The organism is Bradyrhizobium sediminis (genome assembly GCF_018736105.1).
Taxonomy (GTDB): Bacteria; Pseudomonadota; Alphaproteobacteria; order Rhizobiales; family Xanthobacteraceae; genus Bradyrhizobium.
Map to the genome: position 1 here is coordinate 2,844,459 of NZ_CP076135.1, position 21,048 is coordinate 2,865,506.

Annotated in this window: 18 protein-coding genes and 1 tRNA gene; 14 read left to right on the forward strand and 5 right to left on the reverse strand. The window is 64.5% G+C overall.

Going from position 1 to position 21,048, the window contains the following annotated elements; genetic code table 11:
* Positions 1 to 104: 104 nt before the first annotated feature.
* Positions 105 to 179, reverse strand: a tRNA-Asn gene (locus tag KMZ68_RS13540).
* A gap of 270 nt (positions 180 to 449) precedes the next feature.
* Between KMZ68_RS13540 and KMZ68_RS13545 the strand changes: the two genes are divergently transcribed.
* The 6 genes from KMZ68_RS13545 to KMZ68_RS13570 all read left to right on the forward strand — a co-directional run bounded on the left by KMZ68_RS13545 (position 450) and on the right by KMZ68_RS13570 (position 7,634).
* Complete coding sequence (locus KMZ68_RS13545; protein ID WP_215601990.1) at positions 450 to 629, forward strand: hypothetical protein; 180 nt, start codon at positions 450 to 452, stop codon at positions 627 to 629.
* A 166-nt stretch (positions 630 to 795) separates the two neighbouring features.
* Positions 796 to 1,473, forward strand: coding sequence for a protein-L-isoaspartate O-methyltransferase family protein (locus KMZ68_RS13550; protein WP_249779637.1), 678 nt, complete (start codon positions 796 to 798; stop codon positions 1,471 to 1,473).
* 217 nt (positions 1,474 to 1,690) lie between these two features.
* Positions 1,691 to 3,097: a TolC family outer membrane protein gene (locus KMZ68_RS13555; protein WP_215611812.1), complete on the forward strand. Its 1,407-nt coding sequence runs from the start codon at positions 1,691 to 1,693 to the stop codon at positions 3,095 to 3,097.
* A 369-nt stretch (positions 3,098 to 3,466) separates the two neighbouring features.
* Positions 3,467 to 4,222 carry a PopZ family protein gene (locus KMZ68_RS13560; RefSeq protein ID WP_215611813.1) on the forward strand — a complete coding sequence of 252 codons (756 nt, stop codon included), beginning with the start codon at positions 3,467 to 3,469 and terminating at the stop codon, positions 4,220 to 4,222.
* Positions 4,223 to 4,371: 149 nt separating this feature from the next.
* Positions 4,372 to 7,239, forward strand: a complete 2,868-nt coding sequence (locus KMZ68_RS13565) for a valine--tRNA ligase (protein WP_215611814.1) — start codon at positions 4,372 to 4,374, stop codon at positions 7,237 to 7,239.
* Positions 7,240 to 7,247: 8 nt separating this feature from the next.
* Positions 7,248 to 7,634 carry a VOC family protein gene (locus tag KMZ68_RS13570; protein ID WP_215611815.1) on the forward strand — a complete coding sequence of 129 codons (387 nt, stop codon included), beginning with the start codon at positions 7,248 to 7,250 and terminating at the stop codon, positions 7,632 to 7,634.
* Positions 7,635 to 7,639: 5 nt separating this feature from the next.
* On the opposite strand, the gene KMZ68_RS13575 is transcribed toward KMZ68_RS13570, so the two are convergent.
* Both KMZ68_RS13575 and KMZ68_RS13580 read right to left on the reverse strand, forming a co-directional pair.
* Positions 7,640 to 8,452 carry an outer membrane protein gene (locus KMZ68_RS13575; protein WP_215611816.1) on the reverse strand — a complete coding sequence of 271 codons (813 nt, stop codon included), beginning with the start codon at positions 8,450 to 8,452 and terminating at the stop codon, positions 7,640 to 7,642.
* A gap of 308 nt (positions 8,453 to 8,760) precedes the next feature.
* Positions 8,761 to 9,345: a DNA-3-methyladenine glycosylase gene (locus KMZ68_RS13580; protein WP_249779356.1), complete on the reverse strand. Its 585-nt coding sequence runs from the start codon at positions 9,343 to 9,345 to the stop codon at positions 8,761 to 8,763.
* Between the two features lie 159 nt (positions 9,346 to 9,504).
* On the opposite strand from KMZ68_RS13580, the gene lipA reads away from it, so the two are divergent.
* A complete protein-coding gene (gene lipA, locus KMZ68_RS13585; RefSeq protein WP_215611818.1) occupies positions 9,505 to 10,464 on the forward strand; it encodes a lipoyl synthase in 960 nt (319 codons plus the stop codon).
* 10 nt (positions 10,465 to 10,474) lie between these two features.
* Complete coding sequence (locus KMZ68_RS13590; RefSeq protein WP_215611819.1) at positions 10,475 to 10,933, forward strand: type II toxin-antitoxin system RatA family toxin; 459 nt, start codon at positions 10,475 to 10,477, stop codon at positions 10,931 to 10,933.
* Here KMZ68_RS13590 and KMZ68_RS13595 read toward each other — a convergent pair whose 3' ends face one another.
* Both KMZ68_RS13595 and KMZ68_RS13600 read right to left on the reverse strand, forming a co-directional pair.
* Positions 10,934 to 11,536 carry a CinA family protein gene (locus KMZ68_RS13595; protein ID WP_215611820.1) on the reverse strand — a complete coding sequence of 201 codons (603 nt, stop codon included), beginning with the start codon at positions 11,534 to 11,536 and terminating at the stop codon, positions 10,934 to 10,936. It lies immediately after the preceding gene.
* A 1-nt stretch (position 11,537) separates the two neighbouring features.
* Positions 11,538 to 12,734 (reverse strand): bifunctional 2-C-methyl-D-erythritol 4-phosphate cytidylyltransferase/2-C-methyl-D-erythritol 2,4-cyclodiphosphate synthase, encoded by a 1,197-nt coding sequence (locus KMZ68_RS13600; protein ID WP_215611821.1) that lies wholly within the window; start codon positions 12,732 to 12,734, stop codon positions 11,538 to 11,540.
* A gap of 286 nt (positions 12,735 to 13,020) precedes the next feature.
* Here KMZ68_RS13600 and dusB point away from each other — a divergent pair, with 286 nt between their 5' ends.
* The 6 genes from dusB (at position 13,021) to hfq (ending at position 21,041) form a co-directional block, all read left to right on the forward strand.
* Positions 13,021 to 14,022: a tRNA dihydrouridine synthase DusB gene (dusB, locus tag KMZ68_RS13605; RefSeq protein WP_215616327.1), complete on the forward strand. Its 1,002-nt coding sequence runs from the start codon at positions 13,021 to 13,023 to the stop codon at positions 14,020 to 14,022.
* Positions 14,019 to 15,194, forward strand: a complete 1,176-nt coding sequence (locus tag KMZ68_RS13610; protein WP_215611822.1) for a two-component system sensor histidine kinase NtrB — start codon at positions 14,019 to 14,021, stop codon at positions 15,192 to 15,194. Before dusB ends, KMZ68_RS13610 begins: the two co-directional genes overlap by 4 nt.
* Before the next feature lie 9 nt (positions 15,195 to 15,203).
* Positions 15,204 to 16,646 carry a nitrogen regulation protein NR(I) gene (gene ntrC / locus KMZ68_RS13615; RefSeq protein ID WP_215611823.1) on the forward strand — a complete coding sequence of 481 codons (1,443 nt, stop codon included), beginning with the start codon at positions 15,204 to 15,206 and terminating at the stop codon, positions 16,644 to 16,646.
* Positions 16,647 to 16,820: 174 nt separating this feature from the next.
* A complete protein-coding gene (locus KMZ68_RS13620; RefSeq protein WP_215611824.1) occupies positions 16,821 to 19,148 on the forward strand; it encodes a sensor histidine kinase NtrY-like in 2,328 nt (775 codons plus the stop codon).
* Between the two features lie 17 nt (positions 19,149 to 19,165).
* Positions 19,166 to 20,536: a nitrogen assimilation response regulator NtrX gene (gene ntrX, locus KMZ68_RS13625; RefSeq protein WP_215611825.1), complete on the forward strand. Its 1,371-nt coding sequence runs from the start codon at positions 19,166 to 19,168 to the stop codon at positions 20,534 to 20,536.
* A 256-nt stretch (positions 20,537 to 20,792) separates the two neighbouring features.
* The gene (hfq, locus tag KMZ68_RS13630; protein WP_006020546.1) at positions 20,793 to 21,041 is read left to right on the forward strand and encodes an RNA chaperone Hfq; all 249 of its coding nucleotides are present in this window, start codon (positions 20,793 to 20,795) and stop codon (positions 21,039 to 21,041) included.
* The last annotated feature ends 7 nt before the right edge of the window (positions 21,042 to 21,048 follow it).

Here is a 21,048-nt window from a genome sequence, read left to right on the forward strand (position 1 = left end):
AAGTGGTTAACGTGTGATGAAGGGGCGGCGCAGCCGCATGAGACGCTGTTTGCCCGAAGCGTCGCGTCGATCTCGTGCCATGTGAGAGATTTCTTGAGAGATTCTGGCTCCCCGGGCTGGATTCGAACCAGCGACCATTCGATTAACAGTCGAATGCTCTACCGCTGAGCTACCGAGGAACAGGCGAACCAGTCGTTCGCGAGACGGGCAGCGTATAACAAAGCCTTCCGGGCTTGCAAAGGACGAAATATCCCGTTCTGACGCGGTCTCGGGCGGGCGCCGAAACCACTTGCCGCGCAAGGTTTTTTGCGGTTTCCGGCCCGGCGAGGACACGGCGCCGGTAGCCGGTCGCCGCGGCTGTCGGCGCGCCCGCGTCATGACTGCCGCCAAATCGACCCATTCGCAGACGACGTTTGGCGCTGCCGGACTCGAACCCCTGAGGTGATTCGATGCCAGACGTCTTGACCCACCTGCTGAAACCGGTGCCGTCGATCGTCCCGAGCGACATCCCCATGCTGAGCGACGACGAATGCCTGCGCCGGCTCGCCCGGGCTGTCGCCGAACACGATTCCGAGCATCTGGACGAGGTGGCGCGGCTGATCGGGCGGCTGATAGCGACGATCGAATAGGCATCGCCAGCGCGCAGGTAGCGCGGGAAGCAGGACGGAATGCTGGTTCCGGCCTGCGCCAGCGCCGTGTTGCGTTTTGGCGAGCCTTGTTCCAAAGATGGCGCGGTTTCGCTCACCCCGCGGGGCTATGTCCGCCGCTTTCCAAGGTTCGCTCAAAGGTTCGCCCATGCCCGGTTTTTCGTCCGGTTTTTCAACCGCGCGCCAGAAGATGGTCGATGGTCAGGTTCGCCCCAGCGACGTCACCGATATCAGGATCCTCGACGCCATGCTGGCGGTGCCGCGCGAAGCATTTGTCCCGCAAAATCAGCGCGCACTGGCTTATCTGGACCTCGATCTCGATGTCGGCGAGGGGCCTTCCGCGAAGCGCTTTTTGATCAAGCCGGTGGTGACGGCGAAGATGCTGCAGGCAGCCGAGATCAAGGCAGGTGACAGCGTTCTGGTGGTGGGTTGCGCAACTGGCTATGCGGCGGCCGTGGCTGCCAAACTGGCCGGGCAGGTGACGGCGACCGAAGGCGATTCCGCGCTTGCCGCCAAGGCCAAGGACGCGCTTCTCCAGCTTGGGCTCGGCAATGTGACGGTCCGCGTGACCGCGGCCGCCGAAGGGGATCCGGCCAACGCACCTTATGATGTGATCGTGCTCAATGGCGCGACCGAGATCGTGCCGGACCGGCTCTGCGGGCAGCTCAAGGAGGGCGGCCGGCTGGTCGGCATCTTCGCCACGACGCAGCCGCAGCGGGCTACGATCGTGACCCGCTCGCATGGCGATTTCGGGCATCGGGCGCTGTTCGACGCCGCGGTTCCGGTTCTGCCCGGGATGGAGCGGCTCCCGGCCTTCGTTTTCTAGCCGATTCGGGCCTTCCCAGCGCCCGATGGCTGATAAAATCCCGTTCTGAATCAGAAGTGTGGCCCGGATGCCCCATGTGAAGAGTTTCCGCAGGGTTCCGTCGCCCTAGGGTTCCGTCGCGCTTGCCCCCGGCATAAGGTGAGGTGGGACTCACCTGCAATGACGACGTCCGGTTCGCTCGCTCGAACCGGCGGGGAACACGAATGGATTACACGGGATGCGTGGGGTGAAGGTCGTTACCGGAGCTGCGGCTGCGGCCCTTCTGTTGGCTCTTGCGGGCCCGATGCCTGCCTTGGCCGATACGATTGAGGCCGCGCTGGTGCGCGCCTATCAGAACAATCCACAGCTCAATGCGCAGCGCGCCTCGGTCAGGGCGACCGACGAGAGCGTGCCGCAGGCATTGTCGGGTTATCGCCCGCGCGTCGCGGTCACCGGCAGCGCCGGCTATCAGTACACCGATACGCTGACGACTTCGGGCGGCACGCCGACCAACATCGTCAGGACCAACATTCACGGCGCCAACGCGCCGCGCAGCCTCGGCGCCACCGTCTCGCAGACGCTGTTCAACGGCCAGCAAACCGCCAACAAGACCCGCGCGGCGGAGAGCCAGGTCTCGGGCGCGCGCGAAGCGTTGCGGGTGCTCGAACAGACGGTGCTGCTCTCGGGCGCCACGATCTACATGGATTACCTCCGGGACTCCGCGATCGTCGAGGTTCAGAAGAGCAACGTCCGCGTTCTCGAACAGACCTTGAAGCAGACCCGCGACCGCTTCAACGTCGGCGAGGTCACGCGTACCGACGTCGCGCAGTCGGAGGCGCAACTCGCCGCCGGCAAGACGCAATTGCTGACGGCCGAAGCCAACCTGACGACGACGCGATCGAAATTCCGCCAAATCATCGGCAACGAGCCCGAGGCTCTCGCGCCGGGTTCGCCGGTGGACCGCTTCCTGCCGGCAACGCTGCCGTCGGCGGTCGAAGTGGGCCTGACGCAAAATCCGAACGTGACCGCCGCCATGTTCGGCATCGACGTCAGCTATCTCCAAGTCAAGGTCAACGAGGGCGCGCTGCTGCCGACGGTGTCACTGCAGGCTTCGGTGCAGCAGTCCTACGAGCAGACCATGACGATCTACCGGTCGTTCAGCGCTGCGGCGGTCGCGCAGCTTTCGGTCCCCGTCTACCAGGGCGGCGCCGAGTACTCGCTGATCCGCCAGTCCAAGGAAACCCTGGCGCAGCAGCGCCTCAATCTCGAGCAGGTCCGCGACCAGGCCCGCGCCAACGTGGTGACGGCATGGGGACAGCTGGTCGCGGGCAAGGCCCAGGTCCAGTCCGCGCAAGCGCAGGTGACGGCTTCCGAGATCGCGCTGAACGGCGTGCGCGAAGAGGCCAAGGCCGGCCAGCGTACCACGCTCGACGTGCTGAACGCGCAGCAGGCGCTGGTCAACGCCCGCGTTGCGCTGGTCACCGCGCAGCATGATCGCGTGGTCGCCTCATACGCCGTGTTGAACGCCGTGGGACGCTTGTCGCCGCAGGTGCTCAATCTGCCGACCACCGTCTACGATCCGAGCGTGCATTATCACCAGGTTCGCGACAGCTGGTTCGGCGTTCGCAATCCCGACGGCCGCTGATCGCTTCGTCGACATCCGTGGCTCAGGCCGCGCATGTCCTCGGATCGTCTGGCGGGAAAACGCGGTTTGCGTTGCCGTCCGAGGGCACGCGTCAGCGCCGTATGCTTGAGCGTTGCAATCAATTATTGCCCTGACATACCTTTGCATGAGGCAGCAGAGCGATTCGCGCCGAAGCCTGCACCACTCGGCCGCGACGCTCTTCGGTGCCTGAGCAGGGGCGGGATCCCGCGCGGTGTCGCTGATGGCGCTTGATCTGGGGACAAGTCGGGCTTGTGCGATGAAAATTCCGGCCGGCGTTGCCGGGACCGGCGAATCCCGTCTTGCTTGGTGTAAAACGCGCAGGAGGGCGTTGATGATGTGGAGTCGGAGATGACGCAGCCTGCAAAGGTCCAAGAACCCTCGATGGAGGAGATTCTGGCGTCGATCCGTCGCATCATCGCCGACGATGAGGCGAAGCCGCCGGCCGCCGAAAAGCCCGCCGCTGCAAAGCCGGAGACGCCTGCGGCACCTGCAGCCAAGGTTCCGGTGACCAAGCCCCCCGTGATTAAGGATATTCCGCCGTCGGCCATCCCCGCGGCCCAGGCCGCTGCGGCGAAGGCCGCGCCGCCGCCGGCCAAGCCTGTGCCGCCTCCCGCCGCACCGGCGCCGGCCGCCTCGAACAGCCAGGACGACATCGACGCGCTGCTGAACGGGCTCGATGAAGCAACCTCCGCGGAGGAGATCAGGCCGCCGCAGCCCGACGGCGACGTGTTTGAACTGACCGACGAGATGGCGGTGCCGGAGCCGCCGCCGCAACCTGCGTTCCAGAAGATCGAACCCAGGGACGATCTGGAATTCACCGAAACCGCCGCTACCCGAGCAATGCAGCAGCCGCCCGCGTTCGAGCCGCCGCCGTTCGAAACGGCGCCGCCGCAGCAGATCCTGTCGCGCTCGACCGTGTCGGCGGTCGAATCCGCCTTCAACACGCTCGCCAACACCGTGCTGAGCAACAATGCGCGGACGCTGGAAGACCTCGTCAAGGAAATGCTGCGCCCGATGCTGAAATCCTGGCTCGACGACAATCTGCCGGGTCTCGTGGAGCGCATCGTGAAGGCGGAAATCGAGCGGGTTTCGCGCGGGCGCTAGGGTATTTTCCGGCACCGCCGCGGACCCTTGCCGGCCCTCGTTCAGTCCCAGATCCGGCCTAATGCGGCTTTCGGCGCGCCTGTCGTGTTGACTTGGCGCGTTCCGGCGGCTTTCTAGCCCGTTCCATAGCCCCAAAGAATTGCACCCCGATGATCGAGAAGAACTACCAGCCCGCCGATATCGAAACCCGCATGGCCCGGATCTGGGAGGAAAGCGGGGCGTTCCGGGCCGGGCGGCCCGAGCGTCGCGACGCCAGGCCGTTCACCGTGGTGATCCCGCCGCCCAACGTGACGGGTTCGCTGCACATGGGGCACGCGCTCAACAACACCCTGCAGGACATTCTCTGCCGCTTCGAGCGGATGCGCGGCCGCGACGTGCTGTGGCAGCCCGGCACCGATCACGCGGGGATCGCCACCCAGATGGTGGTCGAGCGGCAATTGATGGAGCGGCAGGAGCCGGGCCGCCGCGACATGGGCCGCGCCAAATTCCTCGAACGGGTCTGGCAGTGGAAGGCCGAGAGTGGCGGCGTCATCGTCAACCAGCTGAAGCGGCTCGGGGCCTCCTGCGACTGGTCGCGCGAGCGTTTCACCATGGACGAGGGCCTGTCGCGCGCGGTCGCGAAAGTGTTCGTCGAACTGCATCGCGAAGGCCTGATCTACAAGGACAAGCGGCTGGTGAACTGGGATCCGAAATTGCTGACCGCGATTTCCGATCTCGAAGTGCAGCAAACCGAGGTCAGGGGCAGCCTGTGGTATCTGCGCTATCCGATTGAGGGCAAGACCTTCAACCCGGACGATTCCGCGACCTTCATCGTCGTCGCCACCACGCGCCCCGAAACCATGCTCGGCGACAGCGCGGTCGCGGTGCATCCCGAGAATGAGCGGCTGAAGCATCTCATTGGACGGCACGTCATCCTTCCGCTGGTTGGCCGCCGCATCCCGATCATCGGCGACGACTACGCCGATCCCGAAAAGGGCTCGGGCGCGGTGAAGATCACCCCGGCGCATGACTTCAACGATTTCGAGGTCGGCCGCCGCCACCATTTGCCGCAGATCAGCGTGCTCGATCAGGAGGGTTGCCTCGCCCTTGCCGATAACGATGACTATCTGCGCGGACTGCCGGAAGGCGCTGGCCAGTTTGCCGACGAACTGCATGGCGTCGAGCGCTTCGCCGCGCGTAAGCAGATCGTGGCGCGACTGGAAGACTTCGGATTCCTGGAGCGGATCGAGCCGAACACGCATATGGTGCCCCATGGCGACCGCTCCGGCGTCGTCATCGAGCCGTACCTCACCGACCAGTGGTATGTCGACGCGAAAACCCTGGCGCAGCCGGCGATCGCGGCGGTGCGTTCGGGGGCGACCACCTTCGTGCCGAAGAACTGGGAAAAGACCTATTTCGAGTGGATGGAAAACATCCAGCCCTGGTGCATCTCCCGCCAGCTCTGGTGGGGCCACCAGATTCCGGCGTGGTACGGGCCCGACGGCAAGGTGTTCGTCGCCGAGACCGAAGAGGAAGCGGTCGGCAACGCGCTAGGCTATTACGCCGAGCAGGAGGTCATCACCCCGGAACAAGGGCGCGAGATGGCGCTCGATCCGGCCAAGCGCGAAGGCTTCATCACCCGCGACGAGGACGTGCTCGACACCTGGTTCTCCTCGGCGCTGTGGCCGTTCTCGACCCTGGGCTGGCCCGACGACGAGACGGATGTGAACCGCTATTACCCGACCGACGTTCTCGTCACCGGCTTCGACATCATCTTCTTCTGGGTCGCCCGCATGATGATGATGGGCCTTCATTTCATGAAGGACGTGCCGTTCCCGACCGTCTACATCCACGCCCTTGTCCGCGACGAGAAGGGCGCCAAGATGTCGAAGTCGAAGGGCAACGTCATCGACCCCCTGCACCTGATCGACGATTACGGCGCCGATGCGCTGCGTTTCACGCTGGCCGCGATGGCGGCGCAGGGCCGCGACATCAAGCTCGCCTCGAGCCGGGTCGAGGGTTACCGCAATTTCGCGACCAAGCTGTGGAACGCCTGCCGCTTCGCCGAGATGAACGGCTGCGCCTTGCCTCGGGATTTCGACGCCACCGAGGCGAAGGAGACGCTGAACCGCTGGATCGCGCACGAGACCGCGCGCGCCGCGCGCGAGGTGACCGAAGCGATCGAAGCCTACCGCTTCAATGACGCCGCCGCCTCGATCTACCGCTTCGTCTGGAACGTCTATTGCGACTGGTATCTCGAACTCGCCAAGCCGGTGCTGATGGGCGAGGAGGGCGCTGCCAAGGCCGAGACCCGCGCCATGGTGGCGTGGGCGCGCGACGAAATCCTCAAGCTGCTGCACCCGTTCATGCCCTTCATCACCGAGGAGCTTTGGGCGGTGACGGCCAGGCGCGACGGGCTTCTGGTATTGACGGAATGGCCGCGCAAGGCCGGCGGCCTGACGGCGGAGCAATTGGCCGTGGTGACGACGACCAGCCCGAACGATGCGTTGGTGCCGCCGTTGCTGCTGGCGCTGGAGACCGCCGACTTCAGCGATCCCGCCGCAGAAGCCGAGATCGGCTGGGTGGTCGACCTCGTCACCGCGATCCGCTCGGTGCGCGCGGAAATGAACATCACGCCGGCGACGCTGACGCCGCTGGTGCTTTCAGGCGCATCGCCTGAAACGAAGGCGCGCGCGCAACGCTGGAACGACGTCGTCAAGCGAATGGCGCGGCTTGCCGATATCTCCTTTGCCGACCGCGCACCGGAAGGCGCGGTGCAACTCTTGGTGCGCGGCGAGGTCGCGGCGCTGCCGCTGAAGGGCGTGATCGACCTTTCGGCGGAGAAAACCCGGCTCGACAAGGAACTGGCGAAGGCGGAAGGCGACATCAAGCGCGTCGATGGCAAGCTTGCCAACGAGAAATTCGTCGCCAATGCGCCGGAAGAAATTGTCGAGGAAGAAAAGGAAAAGCGCGAGGCCGCGGTGGCGCGGAAGGCAAAGATTCTCGAGGCGCTGGAGCGGCTCAAGAACGCGAGCTGACGGATTCGATGCTGGACCACGTCTCCATCACCGTATCAGATATCGCCGTTGCCGAGCCGTTCTACGACGCGATCATGAAGGTGCTCGGCGTGGTCAAGGTCGGCCGCCGCGACGATTGGCTTGGCTACGGCGAGCGGGCGCGGCTCGCCCATCCCGAGCGGGTCTATTTTTCGATCCGCAAGGGGGAGAAGCCCGACGATGCGCCGGGCCGCCACTGGTGCTTCAAGGCGAAATGGCGGACCCAGGTCGACGCATTCTGGGATGCGGGCATCGCTGCCGGCGGCAGCGATGACGGCCCACCGGGCCTGCGCAGCTACCACGCCTCGTATTACGCCGCGTTCCTCAGGGATCCCGATGGCAACCGGATCGAGGCGGTCTGCCATCATCCTGTGTGAGAAGGTTAGAACCGGTAGTTCAGCCCGACGCGTACCAGATTGAAGGCGGCCTCTCCGGAAGCGTTCAGGATGCTTGGACTCAAGGAGCCGGCATGCGCCGCCGGAACCAGAAACGTTCCACTTCCGAGGTTCACGTAGAGATATTCGAGCTTCACCGTGGCGTGCTGGCTGAACCGGTATTCCGCGCCTGCGCCCGCTGTCCATCCCGCCGAGGTGCGGGATCCGGCGCCGGCAAAGCAGGTAGAGTCGCCGTATACGCCGCCGCAGGCGTAACCGGTGCCGAAATTGCCCTGCGAATTCGCGACACCGGGCGGAAGCACGATGCTCGCGCTTTCGTTGACCTTGCCATAGGCGAGGCCGCCGGTCGCAAACAGCAAGAGGTCGGCGGTCGCCAGATAGCCGACGCGGGCGCGCAGAGTTCCGAACCACTCGACCTTCTGGCTGACGTTCAGCGTCGCCGGGTTGTTGCCGAGAAAGATCACGGTCGGCGCCGAGCCGTTGCCGCCGATGTCGGACCAGTCGAAGTCGGCTTCGACGCCGGCCAACCACCGCTGATTGAGATGCCAGTTGTAGCCGGCTTGCACGCCGCCCAGCCATCCCTTGCCGTCGAAGGATGCCGAGGACGATGCCACGTTGGGTTGTCCCTGAAAGACATAGCTGGTGTTCTGGTCGCCCGGCGCATCGGATATGCGGGCGCTGTTCCAGCCGTAGCCGCCGTTCGCGCCGACATAGAAACCGGTCCAGCCGGGATCGGCGGCGTCAGCGGGCGCGCTCCAGATCGCAACGGCCGCGACGCACGCGACAAAAATCCTCTTCATATCGATGTCTCCGGGCAGCTATTGGCATGTACTGTCGCACCCTACGCAGGCCCGGACGCCGAATTCAAAACATTCGCTGGTCTGCAACGTTGCAAACGCAATATTCGCGTCGCGTAGTCGCAAGATCGCAACAAGTTGTGCCGCATGGGCATGGTTGCTGTTCCGGATAGTCCATGCGGTCGGCGAGAGACGCGACCGCGCGTTCGTCGACGCCAGCCCATCCGCGTTTTAATCGGCGGCGCGATACCGGATTTTCACGCCCTCCGTGGTCATGGCGGTCGCAGGATCGCGACGGCGCGCGCCTCGTATCAAAACGGCTTGCTGAGAAACTTCGAGCCCTTCAGTCCGTACCGCCACGGCAGTTCGACCGCCTTTGTAATCCCGATCCGCACGCCCGCGACGACGTCGGATTTTGTCGCCCGCGCATGCAGCGCGATCGGCGGAGCATCGAGCGGCAGTCCATTGTGTTTGCCTGTAATCCCGAGCGCTTCGGTCAGCTTACCCGGTCCCGAGCACAGCGCGCGGGCGTCCTGCAGGCTGCGGCGGCGGCGCATCGCGGCAATGCCGTGGGTCGGCTCCAGCGCGCGGATCAGCACCGCGCTGGCCGAGCCCGCTTTCTCGCAGACGAAATTGACGCACCAATGGATGCCGTAGGAGCGATAGACATAGGCGAAGCCGGGCGGACCGAACATTACCAGGTTGCGTGGCGTCGGCCCGCGAAAGGAATGCGCCGCCGGATCGGTGTGATGATAGGCCTCGACCTCGACGATAACGCCGCCGACACCGTCGACCAAAAGCGTCGCGCCGATCAGGTCCGGCGCAACCTCGTGCACGCTGCGGGCAAAAAACGCCCGCTTGAGCGGTTTGCCGAGAACGGGTGGCGTTGCGGACATGCGACTTCGAGCCATTCAAAATCAGGTCTGCAAATCCGGCTTGGGGAGGCGGAATGCGTGGGCGAAGCCAATATGCTAAAGCATGGCAGCCAACAAGCCGGGCGGTTGCGATTCCCCTTCAAGGGGATTAGCTAAGCGCTTCCAAGATATGGACATTCCATGGTCGTTGTCGTCGATACCATCTCCGCCACGCCGCTCCGCCCGCGCCACCCCGAAAAGGTGAATCGGCCCGACGCCCTGTCGCCGCCGAAGCCGGGCTGGATCCGGGTGCGCGCGCCGAATACCCGCGGCTATGCTGACACCCGCAACATCGTCAAGGAAAACGGCCTCGTCACGGTGTGCGAGGAGGCGGGCTGCCCGAACATCGGCGAATGCTGGGACAAGAAGCACGCCACCTTCATGATCATGGGCGATACCTGCACCCGCGCCTGCGCCTTCTGCAACGTCAAGACCGGCATGCCCGGCGCGCTCGATGTGTCCGAGCCGGAGCACGTCGCCGAAGCTACCTTCAAGCTCGGACTTGCCCATGTCGTGATCACCTCAGTCGATCGCGACGATCTCGGCGACGGCGGCGCCGAACATTTTGCGCGGACCATCCGCGCCATCCGCGCCCGCTGCCCTTCCACCACGATCGAAATCCTGACGCCGGACTTCCTGCGCAAGGAGGGCGCGCTGGAAGTGGTGGCGAAGGCCAAACCCGACGTGTTCAACCACAATCTGGAAACGGTGCCGTCGAGATATCTCACGGTGCGCCCCGGCGCGCGCTATTTCCATTCGATCCGGCTGCTGCAGCGGGTCAAGGAAATCGACCCCACCATCTTCACCAAATCCGGCATCATGGTTGGCCTCGGCGAGGAGCGGCATGAAGTGCTGCAGGTGATGGACGATCTGCGCTCGGCAGATGTCGATTTTCTCACCATCGGGCAGTATTTGCAGCCGACCCGCAAGCATCACGCCGTGATGCGCTATGTGACTCCCGATGAATTCCAGGGCTATGAGAAGGTCGCCTACACCAAGGGCTTCCTGATGGTGTCGGCGAGTCCCTTGACCCGCTCGTCGCATCACGCCGGCGATGATTTCGCGAAGCTGCAGGCGGCGCGCGCGGCGCTTGCCCGCTGAGTCCCAGGCGATGCCGAAATTCTCCAGCAAGCGCCGGGTTCATCACAGTGCGACGCAGATGTTTGACCTCGTCGCCGATGTCGAGCGCTATCCGGAATTCGTGCCGCTGTGCCAGTCGCTCAAGATCCGGCAACGCACGCCGAAGCCCGACGGTACCGAGGTCGTGATCGCCGACATGACGGTGTCGTTCAAGCTGGTGCGGGAGGCCTTCACCAGCCGGGTGACGCTCGACCGTCCTAACTTGAAGATCCTGGTCGAATATCTGAAGGGACCGTTCAGCAACCTCGAGAACCGCTGGAGTTTCGAACCGAAATCCGAAACCGACTGCGTCGTCGGATTCTTCCTCGCCTACGAGTTCAAGAGCCGGATGCTGGCCGTCCTGATGGGAACCATGTTCGACACCGCGTTCCATCGCTTTGCCGCGGCGTTCGAAAAACGCGCGGACGCGGTTTACGGAAAGTCGCCTTAGCTAAGCCCGCGGCGGCCGCCGGCGTTTGACGGCGCTGCGGCGCGGCGAGCGCGCCACGCGCGGACGCAGGCGGCTGGCGGCCTCGCGCCGCGGCTTGGCGGGCGCCTGCGGGCCGCGCGCCAGCTCCGTCAGCATGCGCAGCGCCTCGACCACCGAGCGCTGCCGCACCGCGCTGCGGCCGATCGCGCCGAAGCGGCATTCGCGATGCAGGATGCGGCCGTCGCGCGCGGCGACGGCGAGATGGACGAGGCCCACCGGCTTGCCGGGGGTGGCGCCGCCGGGGCCGGCGATCCCGGTAATGGCGACGGCGAGATCGACGCCGGCCTTCTCCAGCGCGCCGAACGCCATCGCGGTCGCGGTCTCCTTGCTGACCGCGCCGAAGGTCGCCAGCGTCGTGGTCTTGACGCCGAGCATCGCGCGCTTGGCGTCGTTGGAATAGGTGACGAAGCCGCGGTCGATGACGTCGGAGGAACCGGGAATGTCGGTCAGCGCGGCGGCGACCATGCCGCCGGTGCAGGATTCGGCGGTCGCAATCGTCAGCTTGCGCATCCGGCACAGGTCGAGCAGCGAGCGGGAGAGGGCGCGGGCGTCGCTGCCGCTCATCTTAATCGCTCCAACCTTTGGCGTCCCAAGGCAGGCGGATGGTGGCGCTCGCGGTCGCAGCGATGCCTTCCTCGCGGCCGGTGAAGCCGAGCCGCTCGCTGGTGGTCGCCTTCACCGCGATCCGCGAGATGTTCAGCCCGGTGATGTCGGCGATCCGCGCCCGCATGGTGTCGCGCAGCGGCCCGATCTTCGGGCGCTCGCAGATCAGCGTGACCTCGAGATTGGCGATCCGGCCGCCGCGCGCGGTGACGCGATCGACCGCGTATTTCAGGAAGCGGTCGGACGCAGCCCCTTTCCACTGCGGATCGCTCGGCGGAAAATGCGAACCGATATCGCCGTCCGCCAGCGCGCCGAGGATGGCGTCGACCAGCGCATGCAAGCCGACATCGCCATCGGAATGCGCGAGAAAGCCCTTCGTATGCGGCACGCGCACGCCGCAGATCATCAGATGATCGCCGTCGCCGAACGCGTGCACGTCGTAACCGGTGCCGGTCCTGATGTCGCCGAGTTGGGCGGCGAGGCGGGCTTCCTCGCGGACGAAATCTTCCGGGGTGGTCAGTTTCATGTTCGCAGGATCGCCTTCAAATGTCGCCACCGTCAATCCCGCCCATTCCGCCAGCGCCGCGTCGTCGGTGAAATCGCTGCGGCCTTCGCGCGCGGCGCGGCGGTGGGCGTCGAGAATGGCGTCGAAGCGGAAAGCCTGCGGCGTCTGCGCGATACGCAGCCGCGCGCGCTCCGGCGTCGCCTCGACATTGCCGGTCTCGCCGACGAGCTTGATGGTGTCCGTGACGGGTATGGCAGGAACCGCCGCACCGGTGCGGCCGGCGGCGTCGATCGCACGCGAAATCAAAGCCGCCGTGACGAACGGACGCGCCGCGTCGTGAATCAGCACGACATCGGGCTTCTGGCTGGCGAGCGCCTCCAGGCCGGCATGCACCGAGGCCTGCCGCGTGGCCCCGCCATTGGCCGGCGGTTCGTGGCGCAACGCGCTGACCGCATCGTTGAACATCGCGGTGTCGTCGGGATTGAGCACCGGCTGCACGGCAAACACGTCCGGGTGCCGGCAGAACGGCTCCATCGCCCGGAAGATCACGGTCTTGCCGCCGATCGAACGATACTGCTTGGGTCCTCCCGAACCGGCTCGAAGCCCGCGTCCGGCTGCGACAAGGATGGCTGCAGTCCGCTCAGGTCTGGGCATTTGGCTTCAATGACTGACGATTCGGGGTTGATGGAGGGAGCGATGGTTCGCTGCGCCATGCCCTTATCATGTCAGGGAGTTAAGAACAGACCGATTCCCGATAACTGTGGGAAAAGCCTTTTTTGTTGCAGTGCACTTGCGTAATTGCCGGAACTGTCTAAAGTGTAGGCATGACGCTTGACTGCACAAGAATTGTGCTCATTATGGTCCCCGGCGGCCGCGATGTTGTATCCGCCAGAAAGACGAGAAGTCCGTGACCGGCCTGGAATGTTCACATCCTAAGCCATTGAAAATAGGCGGTATTGATGTCGCCAACCGGGCTCTTCTCGCGCCGATGTCCGGCGTCACCGATGCTCCGTTTCGACGCCTGACCGCCGCCCTCGGGGCGGGACTCGTGGTCTCCGAAATGACCGCCAGCGATGATCTCGTCAACGGCCGCGCGATGTCAGTGCTGCGATGCGAGGCGACCGGCATCGGTCCTCACGTCGTTCAGCTCGCGGGCTGCGAGGCCAGCTGGATGGCAGAAGGCGCGCGGGTCGCGGAGGCCTCAGGCGCTGACATCATCGATATCAATATGGGCTGTCCGGCGCGCCACGTCACCGGCGGCCAGTCGGGATCCGCCCTGATGCGCGATCTCGATCACGCGTTGACGCTGATCGAAGCGACGATCGCGGCGGTGAAGGTGCCGGTGACGCTGAAGATGCGACTCGGCTGGGACGACCGTTCACTCAACGCGCCCGAACTGGCGCGGCGCGCGGAAGCCGCCGGCGTGCAGATGATCACGGTGCACGGCCGCACCCGCTGTCAGTTCTACAAGGGCGAGGCGGACTGGGGCGCGGTGCGCGCGGTCAGGGATGCGATCGGCATTCCGCTCGTCGTCAACGGCGATATCACCTCATTCGAGAAAGCGGTGACCGCGCTCGAAATGTCGGGCGCCGACGCGGTCATGGTTGGCCGTGGCGCGCAGGGGCAGCCATGGTTGCCCGGCCAGATCGGACGCCGGCTCGAAACCGGCGTGGCCGAATCGGCGCCATCACTTGCCGATCAACTCGGCTATGTCCGCGCCCTCTACGATGACGTGTGCAGCCATTACGGCCTGCGCATCGGCCTGCGCCATGCGCGCAAGCACCTCGGCTGGGCCCTCGAAGTCGCCGCCCAGTGCAGCCGCGCACCTGCGATGACGCTGAAGACCTGGCGCCAGAAGATTCTCACCGCCGACAATCCGCACCGCGTGCACCGCTCTCTCGGGGATGCATTCGACGACTTTGCATGGAGTGCTGCTGCATGAGTTCAGCCGCAGAACATCGCCGGCCGGTGCCCTCGGACAGCGAGGCCATTCTCAACGCCCTGCCTAATCCGGTGCTGCTGGTCGCGCCCGACGGCAAGATCGTCGATGCGAACATGGCGGCGGAATCCTTCTTCGAGATATCGACCCAGTTTCTGAAGCGCCAGTCGCTCAAGGAACTGGTGCCGTTCGGCAGTCCGTTGCTAGCGCTGATCGAGCAGGTGCGCTCGAGCGGTTCGCCGGTCAACGAATACAAGGTCGATCTGGGTACGCCGCGGATCGGCGGCGATCGCCAGGTCGATCTCCATGTCGCGCCGCTCACCGAGCGGCCCGGCCACATCGTTGTCATGCTGCAGGAACGCACCATCGCCGACAAAATGGACCGGCAGTTGACGCATCGAAGTGCGGCGCGCTCGGTGATAGCGCTGGCCGCGATGCTGGCGCATGAAATCAAGAACCCATTGTCCGGCATCCGCGGCGCGGCGCAACTGCTGGAGCAGGCGGCCTCGTCGGAGGACCGCATGCTGACACGGCTGATCTGCGACGAGGCGGACCGCATCGTCACGCTGGTCGATCGGATGGAAGTGTTCGGCGACGATCGGCCGGTGGCGCGCGGCCCGGTCAACATTCATTCGGTGCTCGACCACGTCAAGCGGCTCGCCCAGTCGGGCTTCGCCCGCAATATCCGTTTCGTCGAAGACTACGATCCGTCATTGCCGCCGGTGCTGGCCAATCAGGACCAGCTGATCCAGGTGTTTCTCAATCTGGTGAAGAACGCCGCCGAGGCCGTTGTCGATCTCGGCAGCGACGCGGAGATCCAGCTCACCACAGCGTTCCGGCCGGGCGTGCGGCTGTCGGTGCCTGGCAAGAAGTCGCGGGTGTCGCTGCCGCTCGAATTCTGCGTCAAGGACAACGGCGCCGGCGTGCCGGAAGACCTGCTGCCGAACCTGTTCGATCCGTTCGTGACGACCAAGCCGACCGGGAGCGGTCTCGGCCTCGCGCTGGTGGCCAAGATCGTCGGCGACCACGGCGGCATCATCGAATGCGAATCCCAACCGCGAAAGACCACCTTCCGCGTGCTGCTGCCGATGTTCAATACCGCCAAGCATTTCGACCAAAGCAACCGCAACGACGTTTCGGGGACGCCGTTGCCTGCCTCACAGGACTCAAGATGAGGAATAACAATGCCCGCAGGTAGCATACTTGTAGCCGACGATGACACCGCCATCCGTACGGTTCTGAACCAGGCCCTCTCGCGCGCCGGATATGAGGTGCGATTGACAGGGAACGCCGCGACTTTGTGGCGCTGGGTCAGCCAGGGCGAGGGGGATCTCGTCATCACCGACGTGGTGATGCCTGACGAGAACGCCTTCGATCTGTTGCCGCGGATCAAGAAGATGCGGCCCAATCTGCCGGTCATCGTCATGAGCGCGCAGAACACCTTCATGACGGCGATCCGCGCGTCGGAACGCGGCGCCTATGAATATCTGCCGAAGCCGTTCGACCTCAAGGAACTGATCACCATCGTCGGCCGCGCGCTGGCGGAGCCCAAGGAAAGGGTGGCCAGTCACCCCGACGACTCCGAATTCGATTCGATTCCGCTGGTCGGCCGCTCGCCGGCGATGCAGGAAATCTATCGGGTGCTGGCGCGGCTGATGCAGACCGACCTCACCGTGATGATCTCCGGCGAGTCCGGCACCGGCAAGGAACTGGTCGCGCGCGCGCTGCATGATTACGGCAAGCGGCGCAACGGCCCGTTCGTCGCCGTCAACATGGCGGCGATCCCGCGCGATCTCATCGAGTCGGAACTGTTCGGCCATGAACGCGGCGCGTTCACCGGCGCCAACACCCGCGCCTCCGGCCGGTTCGAACAGGCCGAAGGCGGGACATTATTCCTCGACGAAATCGGCGACATGCCGATGGAAGCGCAGACCCGCCTGCTGCGTGTGCTCCAGCAGGGCGAGTACACCACCGTCGGCGGCCGCACCCCGATCAAGACCGACGTGCGCATTGTCGCGGCCTCCAACAAGGATCTGCGCATCCTGATTCAGCAGGGCCTGTTCCGCGAAGACCTGTTCTTCCGTCTCAACGTGGTGCCGCTACGGCTGCCGCCGCTGCGGGAGCGGATCGAGGACTTGCCCGATCTGATCCGGCACTTCTTCTCGCTGGCCGAGAAGGACGGCTTGCCGCCGAAGAAGCTCGACACGCTGGCGCTGGAGCGGCTGAAGCAGCACCGCTGGCCCGGCAACGTGCGCGAGCTCGAAAACCTCGCGCGCCGGCTCGCGGCGCTGTATCCGCAGGACGTCATCACCGGTTCGGTGATCGATGGCGAGCTGGCGCCGCCGGCCGTGACCTCGGGCGGCAGTTCCAGCCAGAACGTCGACAATCTCGGCGGCGCGGTCGAAGCCTATCTGTCGTCGCACTTCTCGGGCTTCCCGAACGGCGTGCCGCCGCCGGGTCTCTATCACCGCATCCTCAAGGAAATCGAGATTCCATTGCTCACGGCCGCGCTGGCGGCGACACGGGGTAACCAGATCCGCGCCGCCGATCTGCTCGGCCTCAACCGCAACACACTGCGGAAGAAGATTCGGGATCTCGACATTCAGGTTTATCGGAGCGGCAGTTAGCGATCTCGCGCGCGGAATTCGTTCGTTTCGCGCGGTTGTTGTGAAGATCTGGCGATTGCGCGTCCCGCTCGCAAAGTGCGCCGCGGAATTGTCGCAATTCGGCAACATTGTGATATGAATGCATCAGTCCGCTGCCGGGCGGACGTAAGGCCTTCAGCTCACACCTTTGCCGGAATGACCAGCGCAGACACCTCGGTCCCATCGTTCGATCCGTCGTTGGCCGAATCCAAGGGATCGCCCCTTCGGAGGTGGCTGGCGCCGTTTGCGGTCGGCACCGCGCTACTGTCGGCGTTCCTGACCTTCGTCGTGCTCACCGGGCTGACGCCGATCGAACCGACCCGCGAGGTCGTCTATTCGTTCCTGCTGATCAATGCCGCCACCATCCTGCTCTTGGTCGGCATCATCGTTCGCGAGGTCTGGCAAGTGGTCCAGGCCCGGCGCCGCGGCCGTGCTGCGGCGAGACTGCACGTCCAGATCGTCAGCCTGTTCTCCGTGATCGCGGTGTTGCCGGCCGTATTGGTCGCCATCGTCGCCAATATCACCATCGACCGCGGCCTCGACCGGCTGTTTTCCGGTCCGACGAAGGAAGTGATCCAGAATTCGCTGATCGTCGCCAATGCCTATCTGCACGAGCACGCGCAGCTCATTCGCGGCGATATTCTGGGAATGGCCAACGATATCTCCAATGCCCGGCCGCTGTTCGACCAGGATCGCGGAACCTTTCGTCAGCTGCTGACGCAGAGCGCGGCCTCGCGCAACCTGCCGGGCGCCATGCTGATCGACAAGGACCGCAATATCCTGGAAACGGCGCAGACCGGCATCAAGCACGCCTTCACGACGCCGGCGCCGGAATTTCTGAAGGGCGTCGATGAAACGGAACCTCAGATCGCGGTTTTCATCGAGGCGAACTATGTCGCGGCGGTGATCCGGCTGCGGGCGTTCAACGACACCTTCCTCTATGTCGCGCGTCTGCTCGATCCGCGCGTGGTCGCCCAACTCAGACAAACCCAGGCCAGCGTCGCCGAATACGCCCAACTCGAATCGCGCAAGCTCGGCATTCAGGTGGCCTTCGCGCTGATGTTCGCGGTGATCGCGCTGACCATCCTGATGGCGTCGGTACTGATCGGTCTGAATTTCGCCAACTGGCTGGTGGCGCCGATCCGGCGGCTGATGAACGCCGCCAATATCGTTTCGACCGGCGATCTGCACGTGCAGGTGCCGGTCCACAAGTCGGAGGGCGACCTCGCGCAGCTCGGCGAAACCTTCAACAAGATGACGCAGGAGCTGCGCACCCAGCGCGACGAACTGGTGAGCGCCAGTGACTTGATCGACAGCCGCCGCCGCTTCATCGAAGCGGTGCTGTCGTCGGCGAGCGCCGGCATCATAGGCGTTGATGCCTCCGGCAGCGTCGGCATTCTCAATCGTTCCGCCGAAAAGCTGATCGGGCACGCGGAATCCGAAACGCTGGACCATCCGCTGTCGGATGTGCTGCCCGAGCTCGACGACATGATGAAGACCGCGCGCGAGGGAACGCAGCGGCTGGTGCAGGGCCAGATCACGATCACCCGCGACGGCCAGGAGCGCAACCTTTCGGTCCGGGTCAGCGCCGAGCAGACCAGCCAGTCGCGCGACAGCTACATCATCACGCTTGACGACATCACCGAACTGGTCTCCGCGCAGCGAACATCGGCCTGGGGCGACGTCGCTCGCCGCATCGCTCACGAGATCAAGAATCCGCTGACGCCGATCCAGCTTTCGGCCGAACGCATTCGCCGCAAGTTCGGCAAGGCCATCACCGAGGACAAGGCCATCTTCGAACAGTGCACCGACACCATCGTGCGGCAGGTCGACGATATCAGGCGGATGGTCGACGAATTCTCGCGTTTTGCGCGGATGCCGAAGCCCGTGATGGAAGGCGAGGATGTCGCCGACACCGTCCGGCAGGCGGTATTCCTGATGCGGGTCGGACATCCCGAGATCGACATTCAGGCCGAGATCAAGGACGACCCGATGCGGGCGCAGTTCGACCGGCGGCTGATTTCGCAGGCGCTGACCAACATCATCAAGAACGCCACCGAGGCGATCGAGGCCGTTCCGGCTGAGGAGCTGGGCAAGGGCCGGATCGAGGTCGTTGCAGCGCGCGACGGTGACGACATCGTGATCGACGTCATCGACAACGGGATCGGCCTGCCGAAGGTGAGCCGGGCGCGTCTGCTGGAGCCCTATGTGACGACGCGGGAGAAGGGCACCGGCCTTGGCCTTGCTATCGTCGGCCGCGTGCTGGAAGACCACGGCGGCAAGATCGAACTGCACGATGCCGCAGACGTCCGGCCGGGCCAGCGCGGCGCCTGGATGCGGTTGCGGTTTGCGATATCGGGCCATGCCCCGAAGGCCGAGGCCAAGGAACCGGCGGCCGAAACAAAACAGCCGGCAGCCGGAACCATTGAGCCCACTGAAACGACTAACAACCAAGCAAAAATCGAAGCCGCAACAGGCAACTGACGAGACAGGCGCGACCCATGGCAAATGACATTCTGATTGTCGACGACGAGGCGGATATTCGGGATCTGGTCGCCGGCATTCTGGAGGATGAGGGATTCACCACCCGGACCGCGCGCGACAGCGATTCGGCGCTGGCGGAAATTGCCAATCGCCGTCCACATCTGGTGTTTCTCGACATCTGGCTGCAAGGCAGCAAGCTCGACGGTCTGCAACTCCTGGAGGCCATCAAGAAAGACCATGGCGACGTGCCGGTCGTGATGATCTCGGGTCACGGCAACATCGAGACCGCGGTCGCGGCGATCAAGCGCGGCGCCTACGACTTCATCGAGAAGCCCTTCAAGTCGGACCGGCTGATTCTGGTGGCGACGCGGGCGCTGGAAACGTCGCGGCTGAAGCGCGAGGTGAAGGAACTCAAGCAACTGGCGCCGGCAGCCAGCGTGCTGACCGGACGCTCGGCCTGCATGAACCAGCTGCGCCAGACCATCGAGCGGGCCGCCAAGGCCAACAGCCGCATCCTGATCGTCGGCCCGTCCGGCGCCGGCAAGGAACTGGCGGCGCGGACGCTGCACGGCATGTCGACCCGCGCCGAAGGTCCGTTCGTCGTCATCAACGCCGCGGCGATCACGCCGGAGCGGATGGAAGTCGAGCTGTTCGGCATCGAGCAATCCAACGGCGAGCAACAACGCAAGGCGGGGGCGCTGGAAGAGGCCCATGGCGGCACCCTGTTCATCGATGAAATCGGCGACATGCCGCGGGAAACCCAGAACAAGATCCTGCGCGTCCTGGTCGACCAGACGTTTCAGCGCTCGGGCGGCACCACCAAGGTCCACGTCGACGTTCGCATCATTTCCTCGACCGCACGCAACCTGGAGGAGGAGATCGCCGAAGGCCGGTTCCGCGAAGATCTCTATCACCGGCTGTCGGTGGTGCCGATCCGGGTGCCGCCGCTGTCGGAGCGCCGCGAGGACATCCCCGAACTGATCGACTATTTCATGGACCAGATCTCGGTGGCGACCGGCTTGCCGAAACGCCAGATCGGCCAGGATGCGATGGCGGTATTGCAGTCGCATGTCTGGCCCGGCAACGTCCGGCAGCTCCGCAACAATGTCGAGCGCGTGATGATTCTGGCCAGCGGCGGTCCGGAGGTCATCATAACCGCCGACATGCTGCCGCAGGATGTTGGCTCGATGGTGCCGGCGATGCCGACCAGCAACAACGGGGAACACATCATGGGCCTGCCGCTGCGCGAGGCGCGGGAAGTGTTCGAGCGCGACTATTTGATCGCGCAGATCAGCCGTTTTTCCGGCAATATCTCTCGAACAGCGGAATTCGTCGGCATGGAGCGCTCGGCGCTACATCGCAAGCTCAAGGCGCTTGGAGTTGGCTAAGCCGGGCTTGGATCGCTTATTCCATGCATTTGCTTGAGAAATTTCATCTCTTTCGGGGCCTTTACGGAGAATTGCCCCGGTGTTCCACCGGCCTGACGCGCGAACTGGCTTGCCTAAAAAGCGCGCCTGCCTTCTAATCGCACTACCGCGCCCTCGGAGGGGGATCTCAGGGGAAGCCGGCAACCGGGGGACGCTCCGCTAGAGAGCAGCAATCGGTTCAATAAAAAGAAGCAAACAAGACTGCGGGATAAAAACAATGGCGGCAGACCGCGCACAAAATCTACAAGACACCTTCCTTAATCACGTTCGTAAAACCAAAACGCCACTGACGATCTTTCTGGTCAACGGGGTAAAGCTGCAGGGGATTGTCACCTGGTTCGACAATTTCTGCCTGCTGCTCCGGCGCGACGGTCATTCGCAGCTTGTCTACAAGCATGCGATCTCGACCATCATGCCGGGCGCTCCGATCCAGCTGTTCGAAGGCGGCGAGGACGCACCGGCTTGAGGTTGAT